We start from the raw sequence: 18,972 nt of genomic DNA on the forward strand, positions 1-18,972 counted from the left end.
AAGGACTACGCTTCAGGCATGCGAACTTGGGCAGTGCATGCACCTGTAAACATCATCGTCATGTTTAAGGAATCGCCTGCCATGAGCACACGACTATGCCCTGTCTGCCAAAACCCGCTGCAACGCGGCCTCTACGCCTGGCATTTAACCTGTGCGCACTGCCATTACGAAGGCTCGGTTCTGGAGCCTGTGATCAACTCCAGCCCTGCCCATGAACTGATTGACGAGAGCAAACGCGAAGCAGGCCTGAAAACACTCAGAACCCGAAACTTTCAGACCGTACTCAGCCGTATCAAGGCCTTGAAAAAACAAGGCAGCCGCTTGCTGGAAGTAGGCTGCGCACATGGGTGGTTTCTGGACCTGGCGCGGCAGGACTTCGACGTGACAGGTATCGAACCTGACCACCAGCTGCTGGAACGTCTGGACAAGAGCCTGCCCGTGCGACACGGCTATTTCCCGCAGGCCCTGAATGAAGGGGAGACGTTCGATATCATCGTGTTCAACGACGTGATCGAGCACATTCCAGACATCAGGATGACCCTCGACACCTGCCACCGGCATATGAACGAAGGCGGATTACTGGTGTTGAATCTGCCCAACAGCAACGGGATCTTCTATCGACAGGCAAGATGGCTGGCTCAGCACTCGGTGCAGGGTCCATTCAACAGGCTGTGGCAGAAAGACCTCCCATCCCCCCATGTCCATTACTTCAACCCCACCAACCTTGAAGGTTTGCTGGACATGCAGGGGTTCAGTCTCATTGAGAGAGGACGGTTGCCTACGCTGGTTCTGAAGGGGTTGCATGCCCGCATTGCGTTGGTCAAAGGCCTTGGCCCCCTGACGCAGCAGGCTGCTTATGTGGCGATTCTTCTGGCGCTGCCGATGCTCAGGCTGCTGCCGGGCGATATTTTCTACTGCCTGGCGCAGCAACAATCTGACTGAGCCATGAGCGCGAGCCTAAGCAGACAGGGTCCGCTCAGGCTGCAGTACTTGGCGTTACTTCTTCAGACGGCCGTAACGGTCTTCGAAGCGCACGATGTCGTCTTCACCCAGATAAGAGCCGGACTGCACTTCGATCAGCTCGAGCGGCACCTTGCCGGGGTTGGCCAGCGAGTGTTTGACGCCCAGCGGGATGTAGGTGGACTGGTTTTCCGAGAGGATCAGTTCCTGATCGTCGCACGTTACCTTGGCGGTGCCGGAGACCACAATCCAGTGCTCGGCGCGGTGGTAATGCATCTGCAGCGACAGGCATTCGCCCGGCAGCACGCTGATACGCTTGACCTGATAACGCTCGCCCATGTCGATCGTGTCGTAGTGGCCCCACGGACGGTTGACCAGCGGGTGCGTGACAAACTCAGGACGCTCTTCGGCCTGCAGACGTTTGACCACGTCCTTGACCTGCTGACTGTCGTTCTTGTTGGCGACCAGGATGGCGTCCTTGGTCTCGATAACGATCAGGTTCTCGACACCGACCGTGGCCACCAGGCGGTGGTGCGACTGCACCAGGCAGTTGCGGGTATCGATGGCCATCACGTCGCCTTCCAGGCGGTTGGCGTTGGCATCGTGTGGGCCCACGTCCCAGATCGCAGCCCAACTGCCCAGATCGTTCCAGCCCGCATCCAGCGGCACGACCAGACCGGCGGCCGTGTGCTCCATGACCGCGTAGTCCACCGACTCGTCGGCGCACAGCGCAAACTGCTCGGCCTGCACGTGCAGGAAGTAGTTGTCCGCCTCGGCGTGCTCCAGTGCCACACGGCAAGCGGCCAGGATATCCGGGCGATGCTGCTCAAGTTCGGTCAGGAACACCGAGGCGCGGAACATGAACATGCCGCTGTTCCACAGGTAGATACCCGAGGACAGATACTCTTCGGCCATTTGCTGGGAAGGTTTTTCCTTGAAGCCGGCAATGTCGAAACCGCCCTGGGCGATGGACTGGCCGCACTGAATGTAGCCAAAACCGGTTTCGGCGTGGGTCGGTGTGATGCCGAAGGTCACCAGACGACCGGCCTCGGCATGCGCCTGGGCAACACGGACCGCCTGGCGGAAAGCCTCTTCGTCATGGATGTGGTGGTCGGCGGCCAGCACCAGCAGGATCGGGTCCGTGCCGTCGGCAGTCGCTTCCAGCGCAGCCAGCGCGATGGCAGGAGCGGTGTTGCGCGCCAGTGGCTCAAGGATCACACGACGGCTGGCCATCTTCGCCACACGCAGTTGCTCGGCGACGATGAAACGATGGTTCTGGTTGCTCACCACCACGGCCGGCGAGTGCTCAAGCCCTTGCAGACGCGCGAGCGTGCGTTGAAACATCGTTCCCTGATCCTGACCGTCAAGGGCCAGAAACTGCTTGGGAAAGCTTTGGCGCGACAGCGGCCACAGACGCGAACCATTGCCACCGGCCAGGATTACAGGGGTAAACATAGATGCTCCATTCTTGTGCCACGTGGGTGTAGCGAGGGGCGCATTATCCGGGGGCTGTAGAGGGGATGCAATACAGATTGGCGCTCGTGACACGTCGCGAGGAACAGTAAACATTGCGCTGTCACTCGGGAACTATTCCCATCAGGAAAAGTCCGAAGTCCCACTTAATCATCCATTTGTATCATCGTTGATACAACTTCAGCTTCCATGCAGCATCATCGGGATTGCATTCCAGGTGCGTGCGTGAAGGTCTGCCTCAACCAAGGAAGATCAATGGCAACCCTGAAACTCTATCAGCCCATCGACATGAACGCCCTTCAAGCATGGGACGGCACCTTCCCCATTGTTGAGGCAGGCCATATACAAGCCACTGACGGTGTGAGAACCCAGGATTACTTCGGTTCCTTCCAGTTCAGCAATGGCGAAGTGTCCGGCGGCGTGTTGACGTCCACCGTCGCTTATCAGAATGGCGCGTATTACGAAGTCAGCGGCTTTAATCTCGACGCCGGGGTCATGGCCGAATACATCGGCAACTTCGACATCAATGGCGCGCTGACCGAAATACTCAAGGGCGACGACACACTTATCGGCTCTGCCGGCAACGATGTGCTCAAAGGCGGCGGCGGTAATAATGCGTTCGATGGCGGTGCCGGCATCGACACCGTGTATTACAACGGTGGCAAACATGACGTCTCGATCCCGTCCAGCGGCAATACATACACCGTCAGTCATGACGGCGGCACCGACACGTTGAACAACATCGAGCGTATCGACTTCGGCCCGGGCTCTGTTCTGGCGCTGGATGTAAAGGCCGGCGAAAACGCAGGTTCGGCCTATCGCCTGTATCAGGCCGCGTTTGATCGCAAACCTGACACCAGTGGATTGAAGTACTGGATCAACGAACTGGACACGGGCGCCAACCTTCAACAGATCGCTCAAGGTTTTGTCGACAGCGCCGAATTCAAGACGCTCAACCCCAGCAACGATGCCACCTCGATCATCAACAACTTGTACCAGCACGTGCTGCACCGCGACGCCGACGAAGCGGGCGCACAGTATTGGAAAAGTGCCATGGCCGAAGGCATGAGCACGCATGAAGTACTGGTTTCGTTTTCCGAGAGTCAGGAAAACATCAGCAATGCCGCCGCGGCACTCAACAGTGGCCTTTGGCTGGTCTGACACCTCACTGCTTTTGTACCTCTACCCTTCAGGATAAGGAATCCTCATGGCACGCGTTACCTACAATCAGCCGTTCACCAACTTTGATTTGAGCAAAGCCGCCAATGTCGGCGTGACCGGTACGGTCACCGACGCTACCAGCACTCACATCGGCTTCAGTGATGGCTCTTACTCGGCCGACCTGAAAGGCATCTTTGTCTACGGCAGTACTCAACTGATGGGGCGCGTCTCCGAGATCTCCTATTCCAAGGACGGCTCGACTTACATGACCGTCTCTGAACTGGGTTACAACCTGTCGGGTTCGGTTCCAACGTCCTTCTACGAAGGCGATGACACGTACATCGGTTCCAGCGGCAACGACCTGTTCGGCGCCTGGCTGGGCAATGACAAGTACGATGGTGGTGCGGGCACCGACACCGTCTACTACAGCGCGTCCAAGAACGACTTCGTCGTCAAGGCCAGCGGCAACGGTCTGAGCCTGGACGGCCTGGGCAAGACCGACTCGCTCGTCAACATCGAACGCGTCCAGTTCGACGACGGCACCCTGGCAGTGGATATCAATGCAGGCCAGAACGCCGGTTCCGGTTATCGCCTGTACCAGGCCGCGTTCGACCGCAAGCCGGACAACGACGGCCTCAAATACTGGATCAACGATCTGGACAAAGGCAGCAGCCTGCAGCAAGTGGCCAAAGGCTTTGTCGACAGCGCCGAGTTCAAGGCCCTGAACCCGGGTCAGGACCAGAATTCGTTGATCAACAACTTCTACCAGCACGTGCTGCACCGCGACGCCGATGCAGGCGGCCTGCAGTACTGGAATGGTCAGATGAGCGGCGGCATGACGGCGGCTGAAGTCCTGGTGTCGTTCTCTGAAAGCCAGGAAAACATCGCCAACGTGGCCCCCGACCTGAACAACGGTCTGTGGCTGGTGTAACGACAACACCTGATCTACTGGCGTAAAAAAACCCCGCTTTCTTCTGGAAAGCGGGGTTTTTTATTGAGGCTGCCAATAGGGTGTGACGCTCAGAATACTCAGGCGGGGAGCGATGCTTTTGATCCGCTCTCCCGGTTTATTTTGTAATCGGAGAATCCAAACGTTTTTATACGGCCCGGAATAAATCAATAACCGGGCAGTGATTTTTTCGCATAAAAAATACCCCCACCGGTCAAGGATAAGGGTATTTATGTCCAGTGCCTTTTACAGCCGTAGAAATCTCTTTTTTATCACACGACCTCAGGCGTCAGGTTGAATACGCCAGCGGTGTCAAGAGACACACTGGTGACACCACTGAGTACTATTTTCTCTGCAGAGGACGTAGCAGCGTTATAGAACGTCAGCTCGTCAGCGGTCGACACCCCACCCACATCCGCAGCGAAGAACCACTGGTCTGGCCGGCGGTGGCCGAGGGAATCAGCGAGAGAATCGCCAAGGTGCCTGAGACGCTGGCGGCGTCGGTGCTGACCGAAGACAGGACCTTGGCGCCCAGCGTCGTATCGTTCAGGCCCTTGTCGGCGTACGCGACGCCAACAGTGGCTTTATTGGTGATCAGGGTGTTGTCGAGCACGCCGCCCTAGTGGAACAACTGAATCGCGGTGATTAATGATGTATTACGCGTTCTTTATTTCAGATCGACGACGGCCCGGCGCGGTATCACTTGACGATGTACATAAAGCGCCGAACGGTATCCTGTTGTTATGGAAAACAGGCTGCACGTCGGCCGTGACGAGCGATCAGCCGTTTTTCAGGCAGGCATAAGTCATCGAACAGGACCCGGTAAGTTCCGAGGTCCTTACGGCTATAAAAGGGCATGGCTTTTCAAGGGTCTGCGCGTGAAGTCCCACTTGCACGGCTTCACGCTAGCGATATGCACGCGGGTTGTCTAACGCGGCGCTAGACTAAATTCAGCTAACTTAATACTGAAAAAAACAAACTGTCTGGTTATAAGCATTAATCAATGATTTCCTGGTGTTGTCCCGTGAATACCGGCAACAGAAAAACTGCGAAAGACACATTGTCCGACAATAAAATAGTCACTTAAGAAAAACTCGGCGATCTGCTACCATCCGTGGCTTTTTTGCTGGCACAGGATAGGGAGCATCCCTAGACGTAAAAGCGATACCCCTCTATAAAACGTCGCTTGAAAAGTCGGGCAGAGGGCCAAAGGAGCATTCATGCAAAGTCAGGTCGCCGTCGTTATCCCCTGCTACAAGGTGCGTCAGCAAATCCTCTCGGTCATCGCCCAGATCGGCCCGGAGGTTTCGTCCATTTTCGTGGTCGATGATTGCTGCCCTGAAGGCTCAGGCGATTACGTAGCCGAACACTGCATCGATCCACGCGTGGTCATTCTGCGCCATACCGTCAATCAGGGTGTGGGCGGTGCAGTGATGACCGGTTATCAGGCTGCCATTGCGGCGAACGTCGACGTTATCGTCAAGATCGATGGCGATGGTCAGATGGACCCGGGGCTGATCACCAACTTCGTCGACCCGATTCTCAACGGCGAAGCGGACTACACCAAAGGCAACCGTTTCTACGACCTGGAAAAAATCAGTGCCATGCCGAAGATGCGACTGTTCGGCAATGCGGTCCTGTCGTTCATGACCAAGCTGTCCTCCGGCTACTGGAACCTGTTCGACCCCACCAACGGCTACACCGCCATTCACCGCGAAGTGGCGCGCCATCTGCCGTTCCACAAGATCAGCCGACGCTACTTTTTCGAGACTGACATTCTGTTCCGGCTCAACACATTGCGGGCCGTGGCCGTCGATATCCCCATGGACGCCAAGTACGAAGACGAGGTCAGCAACCTGAAGATCTCGAAAATCATTGGCGAGTTTCTGCGCAAACACGCGCGCAACACGTTCAAGCGGGTGTTCTACAACTACTACCTGCGCGACATGTCGCTGGCGTCCATCGAGATGCCCACGGGCCTGGCGATGATCGTGTTCGGTTGCGGATTCGGCCTTTACCACTGGGCGAGTTCCAGCTACACCCACGAGCCGACGCCGTTGGGCACCATCATGTTTTCTGCGTTGCCGATCATCATCGGTATCCAGTTCGTGCTGGCGTTCCTGTCCTATGACATCAGTTCGGTGCCCGATCGCGTCATCCACAAGAAGTACCAGAAGCGCCGTCAGCTGCAACTGGAAAAGAGGCCATGATGTCTTTATCGCAATTTGTCTTCATCTCCCTGACCGTCGTCGCGCTGGCGACCGGTCAGATCCTGTTCAAGCTGGCCTCGGCCACGGTCGAGTTCTCGATGGCGGGCCTGTGGAGTGCGATGGTCAACGTGAAGCTGATCATTGCTCTGGTGGTCTATGCCGGTGCAACCGTGCTCTGGCTGTTCGCGCTCAAGACCACGCCGCTGAGCATCGCTTACCCCTTCACCGCCATGGCGTTCTTCATCGTCCCGCTGCTGGCGCACTTCTTCCTGGGCGAATCCCTGAACTGGAACACCTTCGCCGGTGCTGCCCTGATTGCACTGGGGGTTTGCGTCTCGGTGTATCGGGCCTGAGACCTCGCGGCCCTGCGTCGCCTCCACAGTCGGCAACTTCCTTTATTTTCGAATGCGTTTGATACGGATATTGGCAATGAATCGCTCCACCCGGGAATCGCCCCGCAACCTCTACATCCTGTTTTTCATCGGCATTGCGTTCTTCCTTGCCCTGGCGCTGAAAAACAGCGGCCTGTACCCGTTCATCCTCTCCGATGAGTACACCTACAGCCGCTATTCCAGGCTGATTCCGCTGTCCGACTCGATGATTCCGGGGTACCTGTACCTGGCGGTGTATCGCCTGACCAATCACTGCGGGACCGATTTCCTGGGCTGCGCGAAAATCTTCAACGCGTTCTTTTTTGCCTGCGCCACGCCCTTCCTGTATCTGGTCGCGCGACGGGTGATGAACACCGTACCTGCCCTGCTCATCACGGTGTGCGCGCTGCTCGCGCCCATCAACAGCTACACCACCAACTACATGCCCGAAGCCTTCTATTTCCTGGGCTTCTGGGTGTTCATGTGGAGCATTTTCAGGGTCCGGCCGGGGTTCGCGCAGGACTGGGCCATCGCCGGTTTCACGCTGGGCTGCACGGCGCTCATCAAGCCGCATTCCATGCTGTTCGTGCCTGCGGTGCTGATCTACATCTGCTATGTGTCGGCCACCGCACGCGACAGCGACCTGCGCATGACCCTGCGCAATCTGGGGGCTTTTCTGCTGGCCGCGCTGGTGGCCAAGTTCGCGATCAGTTTTCTGATCGCAGGCCCGGCGGGGTTGACCTTCTTCGGCCCGTCGTACAGCAAGATTGCCTCGTCCACGACCTCCGGGATGGACCGCATCATCCAGTTGCTGACCCTGGGCCTTGAGAGCGTCAGAGGCCACCTGCTCGCCCTGTGCCTGATCGTCGGCCTGCCGATGGCCGTCGTCGTCCACGCGGTCTGCAAGGCTGTGTTTGCCCGCCGTGAACCTGACACCGCGCAAAAGATGGCGATCCTGGCCACGCTGCTGTTCGCCAACCTGATTGCCGTGGTCGGCCTGTTCACCGCGTCGGTGGTCAACACCAGCGTCTACGAGTCGGTCACGCGCCTGCACATGCGCTATTACGACTTCATCTTCCCGCTGACCTGGATCGTGGTCGCCTCGCGCCTGTACGCCGCGCCAGAAGGTCAGGCACGTGGCTGGCGCGCCGTGCTGGCTGTATTGATCGGTCTGCCGATGGTCTACGCCATCTACACGGCGATGGCTCCGTTCGAACCGAGCATCATCGACAGCCCCGAGCTGCGCGGCTTCCTGTTCCACACAGGCTCGTTCTACTTCATGAGCGCACTGGCCTTGCTGTCGCTGGGTGCCTGGGTCTACCAGACCCGCTGGGGCGCGCGGTTCTTCGTCTACCTGGCGCTGCCGCTGACCATCCTGCTGACCAGTTACTGGGTCACCCGTGAACAGCGTCTGCACCTGATCCCGGACACCTTCGACCGCGCCGGTTTGTTCACGCGCCAGTACCTGTCGGCAGAAGAACGCACCCAGGTGCTGATCATGGGTGCCGACCTGGGCGGGCTGATCAAGGCCTCGTTCTACCTGGACAACACCGAGGTGTCCCCTGCGACAGTGGACGACAGCAACCATTACGACTTCCAAGGCCTGCCCGAGAACAAGAAGTGGCTGCTGTCCATCGGCAACTACGTGCCGCAAGCCAATGGTCGCCCGCAGGTCGTCATGCCGGGCTTCACGCTGACCCGCATCAGTGCCAATGAAACCATCGACATGCGCAACACACGCTGGCCTGGCGTCATCACCCTGGCGCAGGGCCTGGCCACGCCCGAGAGCTGGGGCACCTGGTCGACCGACGACGAGGTCGTGCTGACGTTCGCCCGGCAACTGCCCGAGACCTTTGATGTGCGCCTGACCGCTCACGCCTTCGGGCCCAACATCGGCAAGGACTTTATCCTGCGTGTGGGCAGCACCCGCGTGCCGTTCACCCTGAGCGAACAGGATCAGGAACTGCTGTTGCACCTCGATAACCCGGAACGCGCAAGCAGCCTCATCATCGAGGTTCCCCAGGCGGTCAGCCCGGCGCAACTAGGCATAAATGCCGATAACCGGAAACTGGGCCTGGGTATTCAGACCTTATCGATAGAACAGCGCGAATAATGCAGCGCCTCGGCGCGCTCAGCTGACATTCAAGTGCGTGGATTCAACACCCGTGTATTTAAATACACGGGGTGTTGAATCAAACGCCGGTGCATGAGTCTTAAGCACACTTTGAATGCTCACAACAGCCACACATGTTAGGCTTCGCGCCCATGATTCACGTCGCCACGCCCACCCCTGCTGCGGCGGGCCAGGTTCGTTCTGAACAACACTCCCCAAATTAAGAGTTGTACGCATGCTTGAAGTGGAAAACGTCTGTAAGGAGTTCAAGCTCTACAGCAGACCCTGGCACCGGCTCAAAGAAATTGTCATGCGCCGTAGTTATCACCGCACCCACAAGGCGCTGGACAACATTACGTTCAGCGTGGCCAGTGGTGAAACGCTGGGTATTCTCGGCCGCAACGGTGCGGGTAAATCCACCCTGCTCAAAATGCTCAATGGCGTGCTGTTGCCCGACGCCGGCCAGATCAAGATCACCGGCCGGGTCACGGGCCTGCTGGAGCTGGGCACCGGTTTCGACCCCAACCTCAGCGGTGCACAGAACATCGTCGGCAACGGCCTGCTGCTGGGCATGACACGCCAGCAGATCGAAGAGCGCCGCGCCTCGATCGTCGAGTTCTCGGAACTGGGCGCGTTCATTCACGAGCCGATCCGTACCTATTCCTCGGGCATGAACATGCGCCTGGCGTTCTCGATCGCCATCCATGCCGACCCGGACACCTTCCTGATCGACGAAGCCCTGTCGGTGGGTGACGGTCACTTCCAGCAGAAGTGCATGCGCCGCATCAAGGAATTTCGTGCCAAGGGCGGCTCGATCATCTTCGTCTCCCACGACCTGAACGCGGTGAAGATGATCTGCGACCGCGCCATCGTGCTCAGCGAAGGCAAAGTGGTTGCCGACGGCCATCCCGAAGACGCCGTGAACATCTACAACCAGCTGCTCGGCGCCGATGACGAAGACTACAGCGAACGCCTGCAGGTCGAGCAACATGGCTATGGCTCGCGTCAGGCGGCCATGGAAAACGTCGTGTTCAAGGGCCTGAACTCGCAGAGCACGATCCTGGCCAACGGTGACACCGGCGTCCTGGAAGTGACCGTCGCCGCGCAGGTCGACCTGCCCGACGTGTCCCTGGGCCTGATGATCCGCGACCGCTTCGGTCAGGACATCTTCGGCACCAACAGCCATTACCTGGGTCATCCGATCGCCATGCTCGCTGGCGAGCGCAAGACCCTGCGTTATCGCTTCCCGATGCGCCTGGCCCCTGGCAAATACACCATCACCCTGGCCTTGCACGACGGGGCGGATCACACCATCAACTGTTTCCACTGGCACGACAACGCCATTGGCTTTGAAGTGGCCGGCATCACCGGGACCTTCTTTGGCGGCATCTGCGACCTGGCAGCCACGCTGGAAGAACTGCACGCGCCAACAGATATTTCTAACGGAATTGCACGTAATGCTCATACCCAATAACCCTGACCTCGACTTCCAGGAACTCAACCGTCGCATCGAAGCAGAGGTTCAGCGTTATAAGCTCGACACCCGCGAGCGTGCGCTGCCGGCGTTCGACCCGTCACCGGCCGAGGTCTACGACCGTCCGTACCAATGGATGGAGCTGATCCAGCTCGACGACGAAGCGCTGATGCGTGCCGCCTACCCGACCCTGTTGGGGCGCAAGGCCGAGGCCAGTGAAATCCAGCACGGCCTGCATCAACTGCGTTCCGGCTTCGACAAGTTCGAGATCCTTGCCGCCCTGCGCTATTCGCCAGAAGGCAACGCACACAACACCGAAGTACACGGCCTGCGCCGCGCCAAACTGAAAAACACCCTGCGCCGCATCCCTGTGCTGGGCAAACTGCTGCTCAGTGCCTACAGCGTGGCGTCCATCGAGTCGCGCAACCGCTACTACGTGGCGCGCCTGGACTTGCTCAGCCGTCAGAACAAACTGCAAAGCGATGGCCTGCTCGCCAGCCGCGATCAGTTCAACGTCCTGCAGGCTCAGCTCTATGCGCAGCTGGATCTGCAACGCGGTCAGCAGATGCACCTGGACGAGCTCAACAGCTTCCTGCAGGCCCAGCAGAAATCACTGGATACCCATGAATTCAAGGTCAACGCGCAGCAGGCCTTGCTCGATGAGCACCGCAGCGACCTCGAACGCAAAGAGCAGGAACTCAAGCGCCTTGAAGCCGAGCTGAACCAGGAGCGCAGCACCCAGCAGGAACTGCGCGCGCGCCTCGCTCACCTCGAACGCCAGCCGCGTCAGGTGGCCGCCAGCGCCAGCAGCAATGCCGAGACCAGCGTGGTTGCCACGGTGCCGGCCGCTGCGTCGTCGGGCGTGCCGAGCAGCATTCCGGACAGCTTCTACCTGGCGTTCGAAAACCGTTTCCGCGGCGACGCCGAAACCATCCGCGAGCGTCAGTCGTACTACCTGCCGATCCTCGACAGCGTGGCCCCGCTCAGCGCCGGTCTGCCATTGGTCGACATCGGCTGTGGCCGTGGCGAATGGCTGAACATGCTGCCCAAGCCGTTTGCGCGCATCGGCATCGACCTCAACTCGATGAACGTCGAAGCGTGCATCGAGCAGGGTCTTGAGGCCGTGCAGCAGGACGCACTGGTCTGGCTGGCCAACCAGCCGGAAAACAGCGTCGCGGCGGTGTCGGCGTTCCACGTGATCGAGCACTTGAGCTTCGAGCAGTTCAACACCCTGCTCGACGAGTGCCAGCGCGTTCTGGCACCGGGTGGCGTGATCATCTTCGAAACGCCGAACCCGGAAAACATCGTGTCTGCGGCCACGCACTTCTACACCGACCCGACCCACATCCATCCGCTGCCGCCGGCCTTCACCGAATTTCTGGTGCAGTTCAAAGGCTTCAGTGACGTGCAGATCCACCGCCTGAACCCGATTCCGCGCGAATACGCCCTGAACGAAGACAGCGAAGTGGCACGCCGTTGCGACGCGCTTTTCTACGGCCCGCAGGATTACGCGGTCACGGCGAGCAAGAGCGCGTCATGAAACCAGTGCGTATCGACCAATTTGCACCCTCCGTCGCCGCTGGCGACGGCGTGACCAACGGTTTGCTCTTCACCCGCAGCCTGTTGCACGACCTGGGCTACGAATCGGACATCTACAGCTTCTCGATCCCGGAACAGATGATCGGTCAGGTGCTGCCTGCCCGCACCTTCCACGCCTCGCGTTGCGACCTGCTGATGTACCACCACTCCATGGGCCACGATCACGGCCCGTGGCTGATGCTGCAGCAGTGCCCCAAGGCGCTGGTTTATCACAACATCACGCCGCCGGCGTTTTTCCCCGAAGGCAGCGGCCTGCGCCGCTATGCCGAACTGGGCCTGACCCAGCTGCGTGACTGGCGCAAAGAATTCGTTCACGCCCTGGCCGACTCGCCGCTCAACCAGAGCGAGCTGGAGCTGGCCGGGTACGAGCGCAGCAAGACACTGCCGCTGCTGGTCGACACCCGTCGCCTGGAAGGCCCGATGAGCCAGCCAGCATTTATGGCCGACCAGCCCGCCGGTACCCGCTTTTACCTGGCAGTCGGACGCCTGGCCGAGAACAAGCGCCAATACCTGTTGATCGAAGCGTTCTATCATTTGTTGCAGAACCAGCAGGCCTCTGAAGAATCGCCGCAGCGCCTGATCATCGTCGGCGGCACAACCAGCGAAGCCTATGCCCGCGGCCTGCAGATGCACATCCTGAACCTGGGCCTGCAGGAGCACGTGCTGCTGGTCGGCAAATGCTCGGAGCCCGAGCTGCGCTGGCTGTACAGCAACGCCCATCAGTATTGGTGCGCCAGCGCCCATGAAGGGTTCTGCATGCCCTTGCTGGAAGCCAACTACGCCTCACTGCCTGTTGTCACACAAGCGCGTTCCAATATCCCGGACACCTTGGGTGAAGGCGGATTACTGCTGGAAAGCGACGACCCGGTCGATTTCGCGATGGCCTGCCATTTCCTCAACACCGAGCCTGGCCTGCGCGAAAAACTGATCGATGCCGGGCATCGCAACCTTATGCGCTACGAGCGCGAGAACCTGAAGCAGGCGTTAGTGCTTTGGCTCGCCCAACTGGATTTTTTAAAGCCCCGTGAAGGAGTACAACTCGATGCGACCCTTACTACTCACAGGTGCTAACGGCTTTGTCGGCAAGATCCTGACCGGCCGCCTGCAACAGGCAGGCTTTCACGTCACCGCACTGAGCGGCCAGTCGAGCCCGGCCCAAAGCACGGCAGACGACCACCTGCAATGCGACATCCGCGACACCGAAGCGCTGGCCAGCGCCGTGGCCAGGGTCCGCCCTGAATACGTCGTGCACCTGGCGGCGGTTTCCCACGTGCCCACCAGCTTCAAGAACCCCTTGCTGACCTGGCAGACCAACGTCATGGGCAGCATGAACCTGCTTGAGGCCATCAAACAGCACGCGCCCGAGGCCTTCGTGCTGTTTCCCAGCTCCTCGGAAGTCTACGGCGCAGCGTTCAAGACCGCCGACAGCGTGGACGAAAACACCCCGCCGCAGCCGCTGAACCCCTACGCGGCCAGCAAGGTGGCCGCCGAGACGGCGTTTCGCGAGTACTTCCGCCAGGGCGTCAAAGGCGTCAAAGGCGTCATTGCGCGGCCGTTCAACCACATCGGCGCTCAACAGAGTGCTGACTTCGTGACGGCCTCGTTCGCTCGTCAGATCGCCCTGATCGAGGCTGGCAAACAGGCACCGGTGCTCAAGGTCGGCAACCTGGACGCCATACGCGACTTCCTGGACGTGCAGGACGTGTGCAGCGCCTACCTTGAACTGCTGAAGCTGACCGATACGCCCGGCCACCCGGTGTGCCTGAACGTTGCCAGCGGCCACTCGCGCAGGATTCGCGACATGCTCGACCAGTTGCTGGCCTTGAGCACGGCGCACATCGACGTCGAACTGGACCCTGAACGCCTGCGCCCTTCGGACATTCCGGTAGCCGTGGGCAATGCCCGCCTGCTGCGTGAAACCACAGGCTGGCAACCGCAGATCGCCTTGCAGGACACCTTGCGTGAACTGCTGGATTACTGGCGACAACAGGTCCTGCACAGCGCCTGACCTGAACACGAGTGCGGCCCGACACGTCGGGCCACGCGACGCTCCCTCTCCGCCGAATCGAGACACAACGAACAATGAACATTGGCTTTAGCTGTAGCGTCTGGTCGGGCGGCGAACGCGCCGGGCACCTGGACGGTATCGGCACTTATTCCAAAGCCCTGTGGCACGGTCTGAACGACCTGGCGCACAGCAGCGAGCGCAGCCTGCACGTCAAACCCTATGCGTTTGGTCGCGACCTGCCAGCGCTCGATTGCGGCACCCCCAAACCGCTGGCCGTGCGGTTTCCGGTTCACGCGTTGTTGAGCGGCTTCCTCAAACTGCCCCTGGCCAACTCGATGGCCATCGGCCGCGACGTGGACCTGTTTCACGCCACCGACCACCACATTCCGCGCATTGCCGGGGTGCCCACCGTGGCCACGGTCATGGACGTGATCCCCATGCTGCACCCCGAATGGATCAAGAACGACCTGCGCAGCCTCAAGAGCTGGCTGTTCAACAGCAGCATTCGTCAGTGCGACCACGTCATCACCATTTCCGAGCACAGCAAGCGCGACATGATCGAGCACCTGGGCCTGGCCGAGGCGCGCATCAGTGTGACGCCGCTGGGTGTGGATCCGGTGTACTTCGAACGCATCGACGAGCAGGAGCGTGCAGCCGTCCTGAGCCAGCACGGCCTGCGCCCCGGCTTCTTTCTGTTCGTGGGCACGCTGCAACCGCGCAAGAACCTGCCACGCATCCTGCAGGCGTTCCAGCAGCTGCCGGCCGATGTGCGCAAGGAACACCCGCTGATCATCGTGGGCCGTGACGGCTGGAACAACGAAGACCTGATGCCCCAGTTGCAGGCCCTTGAAGCCCGTGGCGAAGGTCGCTGGCTCAGCTACCTGCCCCAGGCGCAGGTCATGGCCTTGCTGCAAAGCGCAGGCGCGCTGATGTTCCCGTCGCTGTACGAAGGTTTCGGCCTGCCGGTCATTGAAGCGTTCGCGGCACAATGCCCGGTGATCGCCTCAAATAGCAGCTCGTTGCCGGAAGTCACTGGTAACGCGGCCTGGGCGGTCGATCCCTACGACGTCGACAGCATCAGCGCGGCCATGCGCGACCTGCTGGCCGACGAAACGCTGCGTGCACAACGTGTCGAACTCGGCCTGGCCAGGGCTCGCCAGTACACCTGGAACAGCTGCGCCCAGCAGACGCTGGATATCTATCGCAACGTGCTGGGGCGCTGAGGCAGCGCTGGCCCCTTCGCGAGCAAGCTCGCTCCCACGAAGTTTGCTGCGCGAAAACGCGGTTTCGTGGGAGCGGACTTGTCCGCGAAGGGGCCCGTACATCCAACAAATATTCAGCGGCTGAAACACCGTATTCGCGGACAAGTCCGCTCCCACCAGGATAAGCGCCCTGCTCAAGCTATCGGGTGCAACTCAAACTCCGTGGGAGCGAGCTTGCTCGCGAAAAGGCCCGTACATCCAACAAATATTCAGCGGCTGAAACACCGTATTCGCGGACAAGTCCGCTCCCACCAGGGTAAGCGCCTGCCCAAACTATCGGGTGCAACTCAAACCTGATGTTTGCTGGGAGACCGCGCAGCACTGAAAAGGCGGCGGTATCTCCCACTAAATGGTGGTTATTCGGTAGGGCGTGTCGGGGTCGATGAGCGGCACGCGTCGAACGCTGGGCGCGTCCATTCCAGCACCTGCCGGGTGTAGAACGTGCGGGATTCGGCGTTCAGGTGATAATTGGTGTCGAAAAACCGGTCCATGGGGTACATCGTCTGCAAAGGTGAACCGATGTAGTTCAATCCTTGCTGGCGTGCGACATCCGGCAGCGACTGGTAATAACGCAATTCTTCACCCCGATGATAGGCCTCGCGGTCGAGCATGGGCGGCGGCACGAACACCGCGCAGCCGCCTGCGGCCGTGACCTGATCGGCCAGGGCCTTCCAGCCCGCCCAGTTGGCGTTCCAGGTGCGCGCATTGGCGCCGTAGTCCTGCACGCTCGAGCGCTCGACCAGTTCACGCATCCAGACCTGCTGCTGCGCAGCCTGGCTGTTGACCTGATCGCCACGCTGATCGAGATTCTGCGGGCCGTACAGACCGCTGACGGCAAAGCCCTGCGGCAAACCGCGATAACCCGCCAGTGCGCGGTACACCGAGGTCAGCCACAACACTTGGGCCAGCTGCGGCACGTTGACGTCCAGACGCCGAAAGCCGGGGTGCGTCCACCAGTAATCAATGAACGACTGATTGATCGAATAGCGCTCGTGGTACATCGGGTACTCGACCGGCATCAGCACCCAGTCGCCGGGCTTGATCGCCTGCCGCGCGTACTGCTGGATGTACGGCGGCAGAATGCCCGCGTTGACCCCCAGATTGACCACAGGCCGGCCGAACGCCTGCTCCAGCGCGCCTGAATCGACCCCGAACATCGACGCCGAACCCGCCACCACCACCAGCTTGGGCTGCTTTATGGCGTCGGCGGCGGCCAGCTTGTGCGCGTAGGCCTGCTCGACCCACTGCGTGCTGGGCACCTCGCGACCGATCTGCCCGGCCAACAGCGCCAGCCACGCGCCCACCACCAGCGCCAGGCCCAGCACCAGCCCCCAGACAAAACGCGTCGTTTTCGCTGATCGCTTCATGATCCGGCTCAAAAGTTGAAGTACAGAAAGGCGCGGTCCGGCGCACCGGCCAGGGCCTTGAGCACCATGAACAGACCGACCGCCACCAGCACACCACGACCGGTCGCCCCCAGCTTCAGGCTCAGGCGACGACTGCCCGGCGTGACCAGCACCAGCACCAGCAGCGCGGCGCAGACCCAAGGCAGCGTCTTGACCACCTGCATCGTCGCCACTTCCGTCAGCAGCTGCGACAGGTCGAACGCGCCGCCCAGACGCCAGTCCGTCAGGCCCTGAAACATGTGCAGGCTGGTGGTCAGCGAATCGGCCCGAAACGGAATCCACGCCAGCATCACCACCAGCAGCGTCAGCGGCACGGCAATCAGCCGCGGCAGACGCCAGCGGCTCAGGTGCCGCCAGTAATGGTTGATCACCAGCAACGCGCCATGCACCCCGCCCCACAAAATGAACTGCCAGCCCGCGCCGTGCCACAGGCCGCCCAGCAGCATGGTGATCAGCAGGTTGCCATTGGCGCGCAGCCGCCCGTGGCGATTGCCGCCCAGCGGGATGTACAGGTAGTCACGCAGAAAACCCGACAGGGTGATGTGCCAGCGCCGCCAGAACTCGACAATCGACGCACTCTTGTACGGCGAGCGAAAGTTGGCGGGCAGCTTGATGCCGAACATCAGGCCAAGACCGATGGCCATGTCGGCGTAACCGGAGAAATCGAAGTACAGCTGCAGGCCATAACTGAGGCCCGCCAGCAGCACTTCAGGCGCTGACAGGGCGTGGCCGGCCTGCGCACTGTCGAACAGCATCGCCACGCCCGGCGCCAGCGGATCGGCCAGCAGCACTTTCTTCATCAGCCCGAGGGTCAACAGGCACAGGCCCAGTTGCCAGGTCAGCGGGCGATTGAACCAGCCGGCCGAAATCTGCGGAAACAGCGTGCGCGCGTGCACGATGGGGCCTGCGATCAATTGCGGGAAGAAGCACACGAAAAAGCTGTATTGCAGCACGGTGCCGGTGTCCGGCAGGCGGCGCTGGTAGAGATCGACATGCCAGGCGATCTTCTGGAAGGTGAAGAACGAAATGCCCAGTGGCAGGATGATGTGCCAGGTGGCCGACTCGGGCAGAAACCCGAGGAAGAACCCGGCGTACTTGAAATACGCCAGCACCGACAGGTTGAACACCACCGCCACGATCAGCCACACCTTCGCCTGCGCGCGATGGCGCACCTGCTGCTTGCCCAGCACGAAGTTGATCACAATCAGGCCCAGCAGCAGCCCCAGGTACTTCCAGCTCCACATGCCGTAGAACACCAGCGACGCCACGACCAGCATGGCCAACGCCGCCCGCTCCAGCCGCCAGGCCCGCAGCACCAGGAACACCAGATAAACCAGAGGAAAAAACACCAGCAGGAAGGCATAGGAGCTGAAAATCATAGATCGGCACTGCGTAATGACGGCATGGAATTTATTGTTATCCGTAGGGGCAAGCTTGCTTGCGAATACAGCGTGTCAGGCAGCCCCACCCTCTGCACCGAACACTTTCCTGTGGGAGCGAGCTTGCTCGCGAAGACGTTGTGTCAGGCAGCCCATCTTCTGCGCCTGTAACGGCCCTTTCGCGAGCAAGCTCGCTCCCACGCGTTGGCATGACACACGCGGCTCATCTCCCACAGCCCTGTGTTCGCCCCGCAGCCGCTTTACAGGCTGTCGGGAATGTCGTGAAGACAGTGTGTCAAACACCCCGTCCTCTGCGCCGAACACCTTCCTGTGGGAGCGAGCTTGCTCGCGAAGACGTTGTGTCAGGCAGCCCATCTTCTGCGCCTGTAACGGCCCTTTCGCGAGCAAGCTCGCTCCCACACGTTGGCATGACACACGCGGCTCATTTCCAACAGCCCTGTATTCACCGGGCAACCGGTTTACAGGCAGTCGGGAATGTCGTGAAGACAGTGTGTCAAACACACCACCCTCTGCACCGACCACCTTCCTGTGGGAGCGAGCTTGCTCGCGAAGACGTTGTGTCAGGCAGCCCATTTTCTGCGCCTGT

General features: G+C 60.2%; 15 protein-coding genes. 11 read left to right on the top strand and 4 right to left on the bottom strand.

Annotated features, from left to right (window positions below; translation table 11 throughout):
- Positions 1–81: 81 nt before the first annotated feature.
- Complete coding sequence (locus H8S56_RS18115; RefSeq protein ID WP_187519390.1) at positions 82–942, top strand: class I SAM-dependent methyltransferase; 861 nt, start codon at positions 82–84, stop codon at positions 940–942.
- A gap of 54 nt (positions 943–996) precedes the next feature.
- Here H8S56_RS18115 and H8S56_RS18120 read toward each other — a convergent pair whose 3' ends face one another.
- Positions 997–2,415 carry a mannose-1-phosphate guanylyltransferase/mannose-6-phosphate isomerase gene (locus H8S56_RS18120; RefSeq protein WP_187519391.1) on the bottom strand — a complete coding sequence of 473 codons (1,419 nt, stop codon included), beginning with the start codon at positions 2,413–2,415 and terminating at the stop codon, positions 997–999.
- Positions 2,416–2,688: 273 nt separating this feature from the next.
- On the opposite strand from H8S56_RS18120, the gene H8S56_RS18125 reads away from it, so the two are divergent.
- Both H8S56_RS18125 and H8S56_RS18130 read left to right on the top strand, forming a co-directional pair.
- Complete coding sequence (locus tag H8S56_RS18125; RefSeq protein ID WP_024686791.1) at positions 2,689–3,594, top strand: DUF4214 domain-containing protein; 906 nt, start codon at positions 2,689–2,691, stop codon at positions 3,592–3,594.
- Positions 3,595–3,640: 46 nt separating this feature from the next.
- Positions 3,641–4,525, top strand: a complete 885-nt coding sequence (locus tag H8S56_RS18130) for a DUF4214 domain-containing protein (RefSeq protein WP_187519392.1) — start codon at positions 3,641–3,643, stop codon at positions 4,523–4,525.
- 400 nt (positions 4,526–4,925) lie between these two features.
- Here H8S56_RS18130 and H8S56_RS18135 read toward each other — a convergent pair whose 3' ends face one another.
- Positions 4,926–5,156: a hypothetical protein gene (locus tag H8S56_RS18135; RefSeq protein ID WP_187519393.1), complete on the bottom strand. Its 231-nt coding sequence runs from the start codon at positions 5,154–5,156 to the stop codon at positions 4,926–4,928.
- 607 nt (positions 5,157–5,763) lie between these two features.
- Between H8S56_RS18135 and H8S56_RS18140 the strand changes: the two genes are divergently transcribed.
- The 8 genes from H8S56_RS18140 (at position 5,764) to H8S56_RS18175 (ending at position 15,541) form a co-directional block, all read left to right on the top strand.
- A complete protein-coding gene (locus H8S56_RS18140; protein WP_024686794.1) occupies positions 5,764–6,753 on the top strand; it encodes a glycosyltransferase family 2 protein in 990 nt (329 codons plus the stop codon).
- Positions 6,753–7,106, top strand: coding sequence for an EamA family transporter (locus tag H8S56_RS18145; RefSeq protein WP_080266064.1), 354 nt, complete (start codon positions 6,753–6,755; stop codon positions 7,104–7,106). Before H8S56_RS18140 ends, H8S56_RS18145 begins: the two co-directional genes overlap by 1 nt.
- Before the next feature lie 76 nt (positions 7,107–7,182).
- Positions 7,183–9,237 carry an ArnT family glycosyltransferase gene (locus H8S56_RS18150; RefSeq protein WP_187519394.1) on the top strand — a complete coding sequence of 685 codons (2,055 nt, stop codon included), beginning with the start codon at positions 7,183–7,185 and terminating at the stop codon, positions 9,235–9,237.
- A gap of 235 nt (positions 9,238–9,472) precedes the next feature.
- On the top strand, positions 9,473–10,711 hold the full coding sequence (locus tag H8S56_RS18155; RefSeq protein ID WP_024686797.1) for an ABC transporter ATP-binding protein: 1,239 nt from the start codon (positions 9,473–9,475) through the stop codon (positions 10,709–10,711).
- Positions 10,695–12,251: a methyltransferase domain-containing protein gene (locus tag H8S56_RS18160; RefSeq protein ID WP_187519395.1), complete on the top strand. Its 1,557-nt coding sequence runs from the start codon at positions 10,695–10,697 to the stop codon at positions 12,249–12,251. The genes H8S56_RS18155 and H8S56_RS18160 overlap by 17 nt, the downstream gene beginning before the upstream one ends.
- Positions 12,248–13,381, top strand: coding sequence for a glycosyltransferase (locus tag H8S56_RS18165; RefSeq protein WP_024686799.1), 1,134 nt, complete (start codon positions 12,248–12,250; stop codon positions 13,379–13,381). The genes H8S56_RS18160 and H8S56_RS18165 overlap by 4 nt, the downstream gene beginning before the upstream one ends.
- Positions 13,353–14,318 carry a GDP-mannose 4,6-dehydratase gene (locus H8S56_RS18170; RefSeq protein ID WP_187519396.1) on the top strand — a complete coding sequence of 322 codons (966 nt, stop codon included), beginning with the start codon at positions 13,353–13,355 and terminating at the stop codon, positions 14,316–14,318. The genes H8S56_RS18165 and H8S56_RS18170 overlap by 29 nt, the downstream gene beginning before the upstream one ends.
- A gap of 74 nt (positions 14,319–14,392) precedes the next feature.
- The gene (locus tag H8S56_RS18175; protein ID WP_187519397.1) at positions 14,393–15,541 is read left to right on the top strand and encodes a glycosyltransferase family 4 protein; all 1,149 of its coding nucleotides are present in this window, start codon (positions 14,393–14,395) and stop codon (positions 15,539–15,541) included.
- 395 nt (positions 15,542–15,936) lie between these two features.
- On the opposite strand, the gene H8S56_RS18180 is transcribed toward H8S56_RS18175, so the two are convergent.
- Together H8S56_RS18180 and H8S56_RS18185 are read right to left on the bottom strand one after the other, a co-directional pair.
- Complete coding sequence (locus H8S56_RS18180) at positions 15,937–16,947, bottom strand: hypothetical protein (protein ID WP_187519398.1); 1,011 nt, start codon at positions 16,945–16,947, stop codon at positions 15,937–15,939.
- 8 nt (positions 16,948–16,955) lie between these two features.
- Complete coding sequence (locus tag H8S56_RS18185; protein ID WP_024685707.1) at positions 16,956–18,365, bottom strand: MBOAT family O-acyltransferase; 1,410 nt, start codon at positions 18,363–18,365, stop codon at positions 16,956–16,958.
- Between the last annotated feature and the right edge of the window lie 607 nt (positions 18,366–18,972).

This window comes from Pseudomonas triticifolii (assembly GCF_014358015.1).
Lineage (GTDB): Bacteria > Pseudomonadota > Gammaproteobacteria > Pseudomonadales > Pseudomonadaceae > Aquipseudomonas > Aquipseudomonas triticifolii.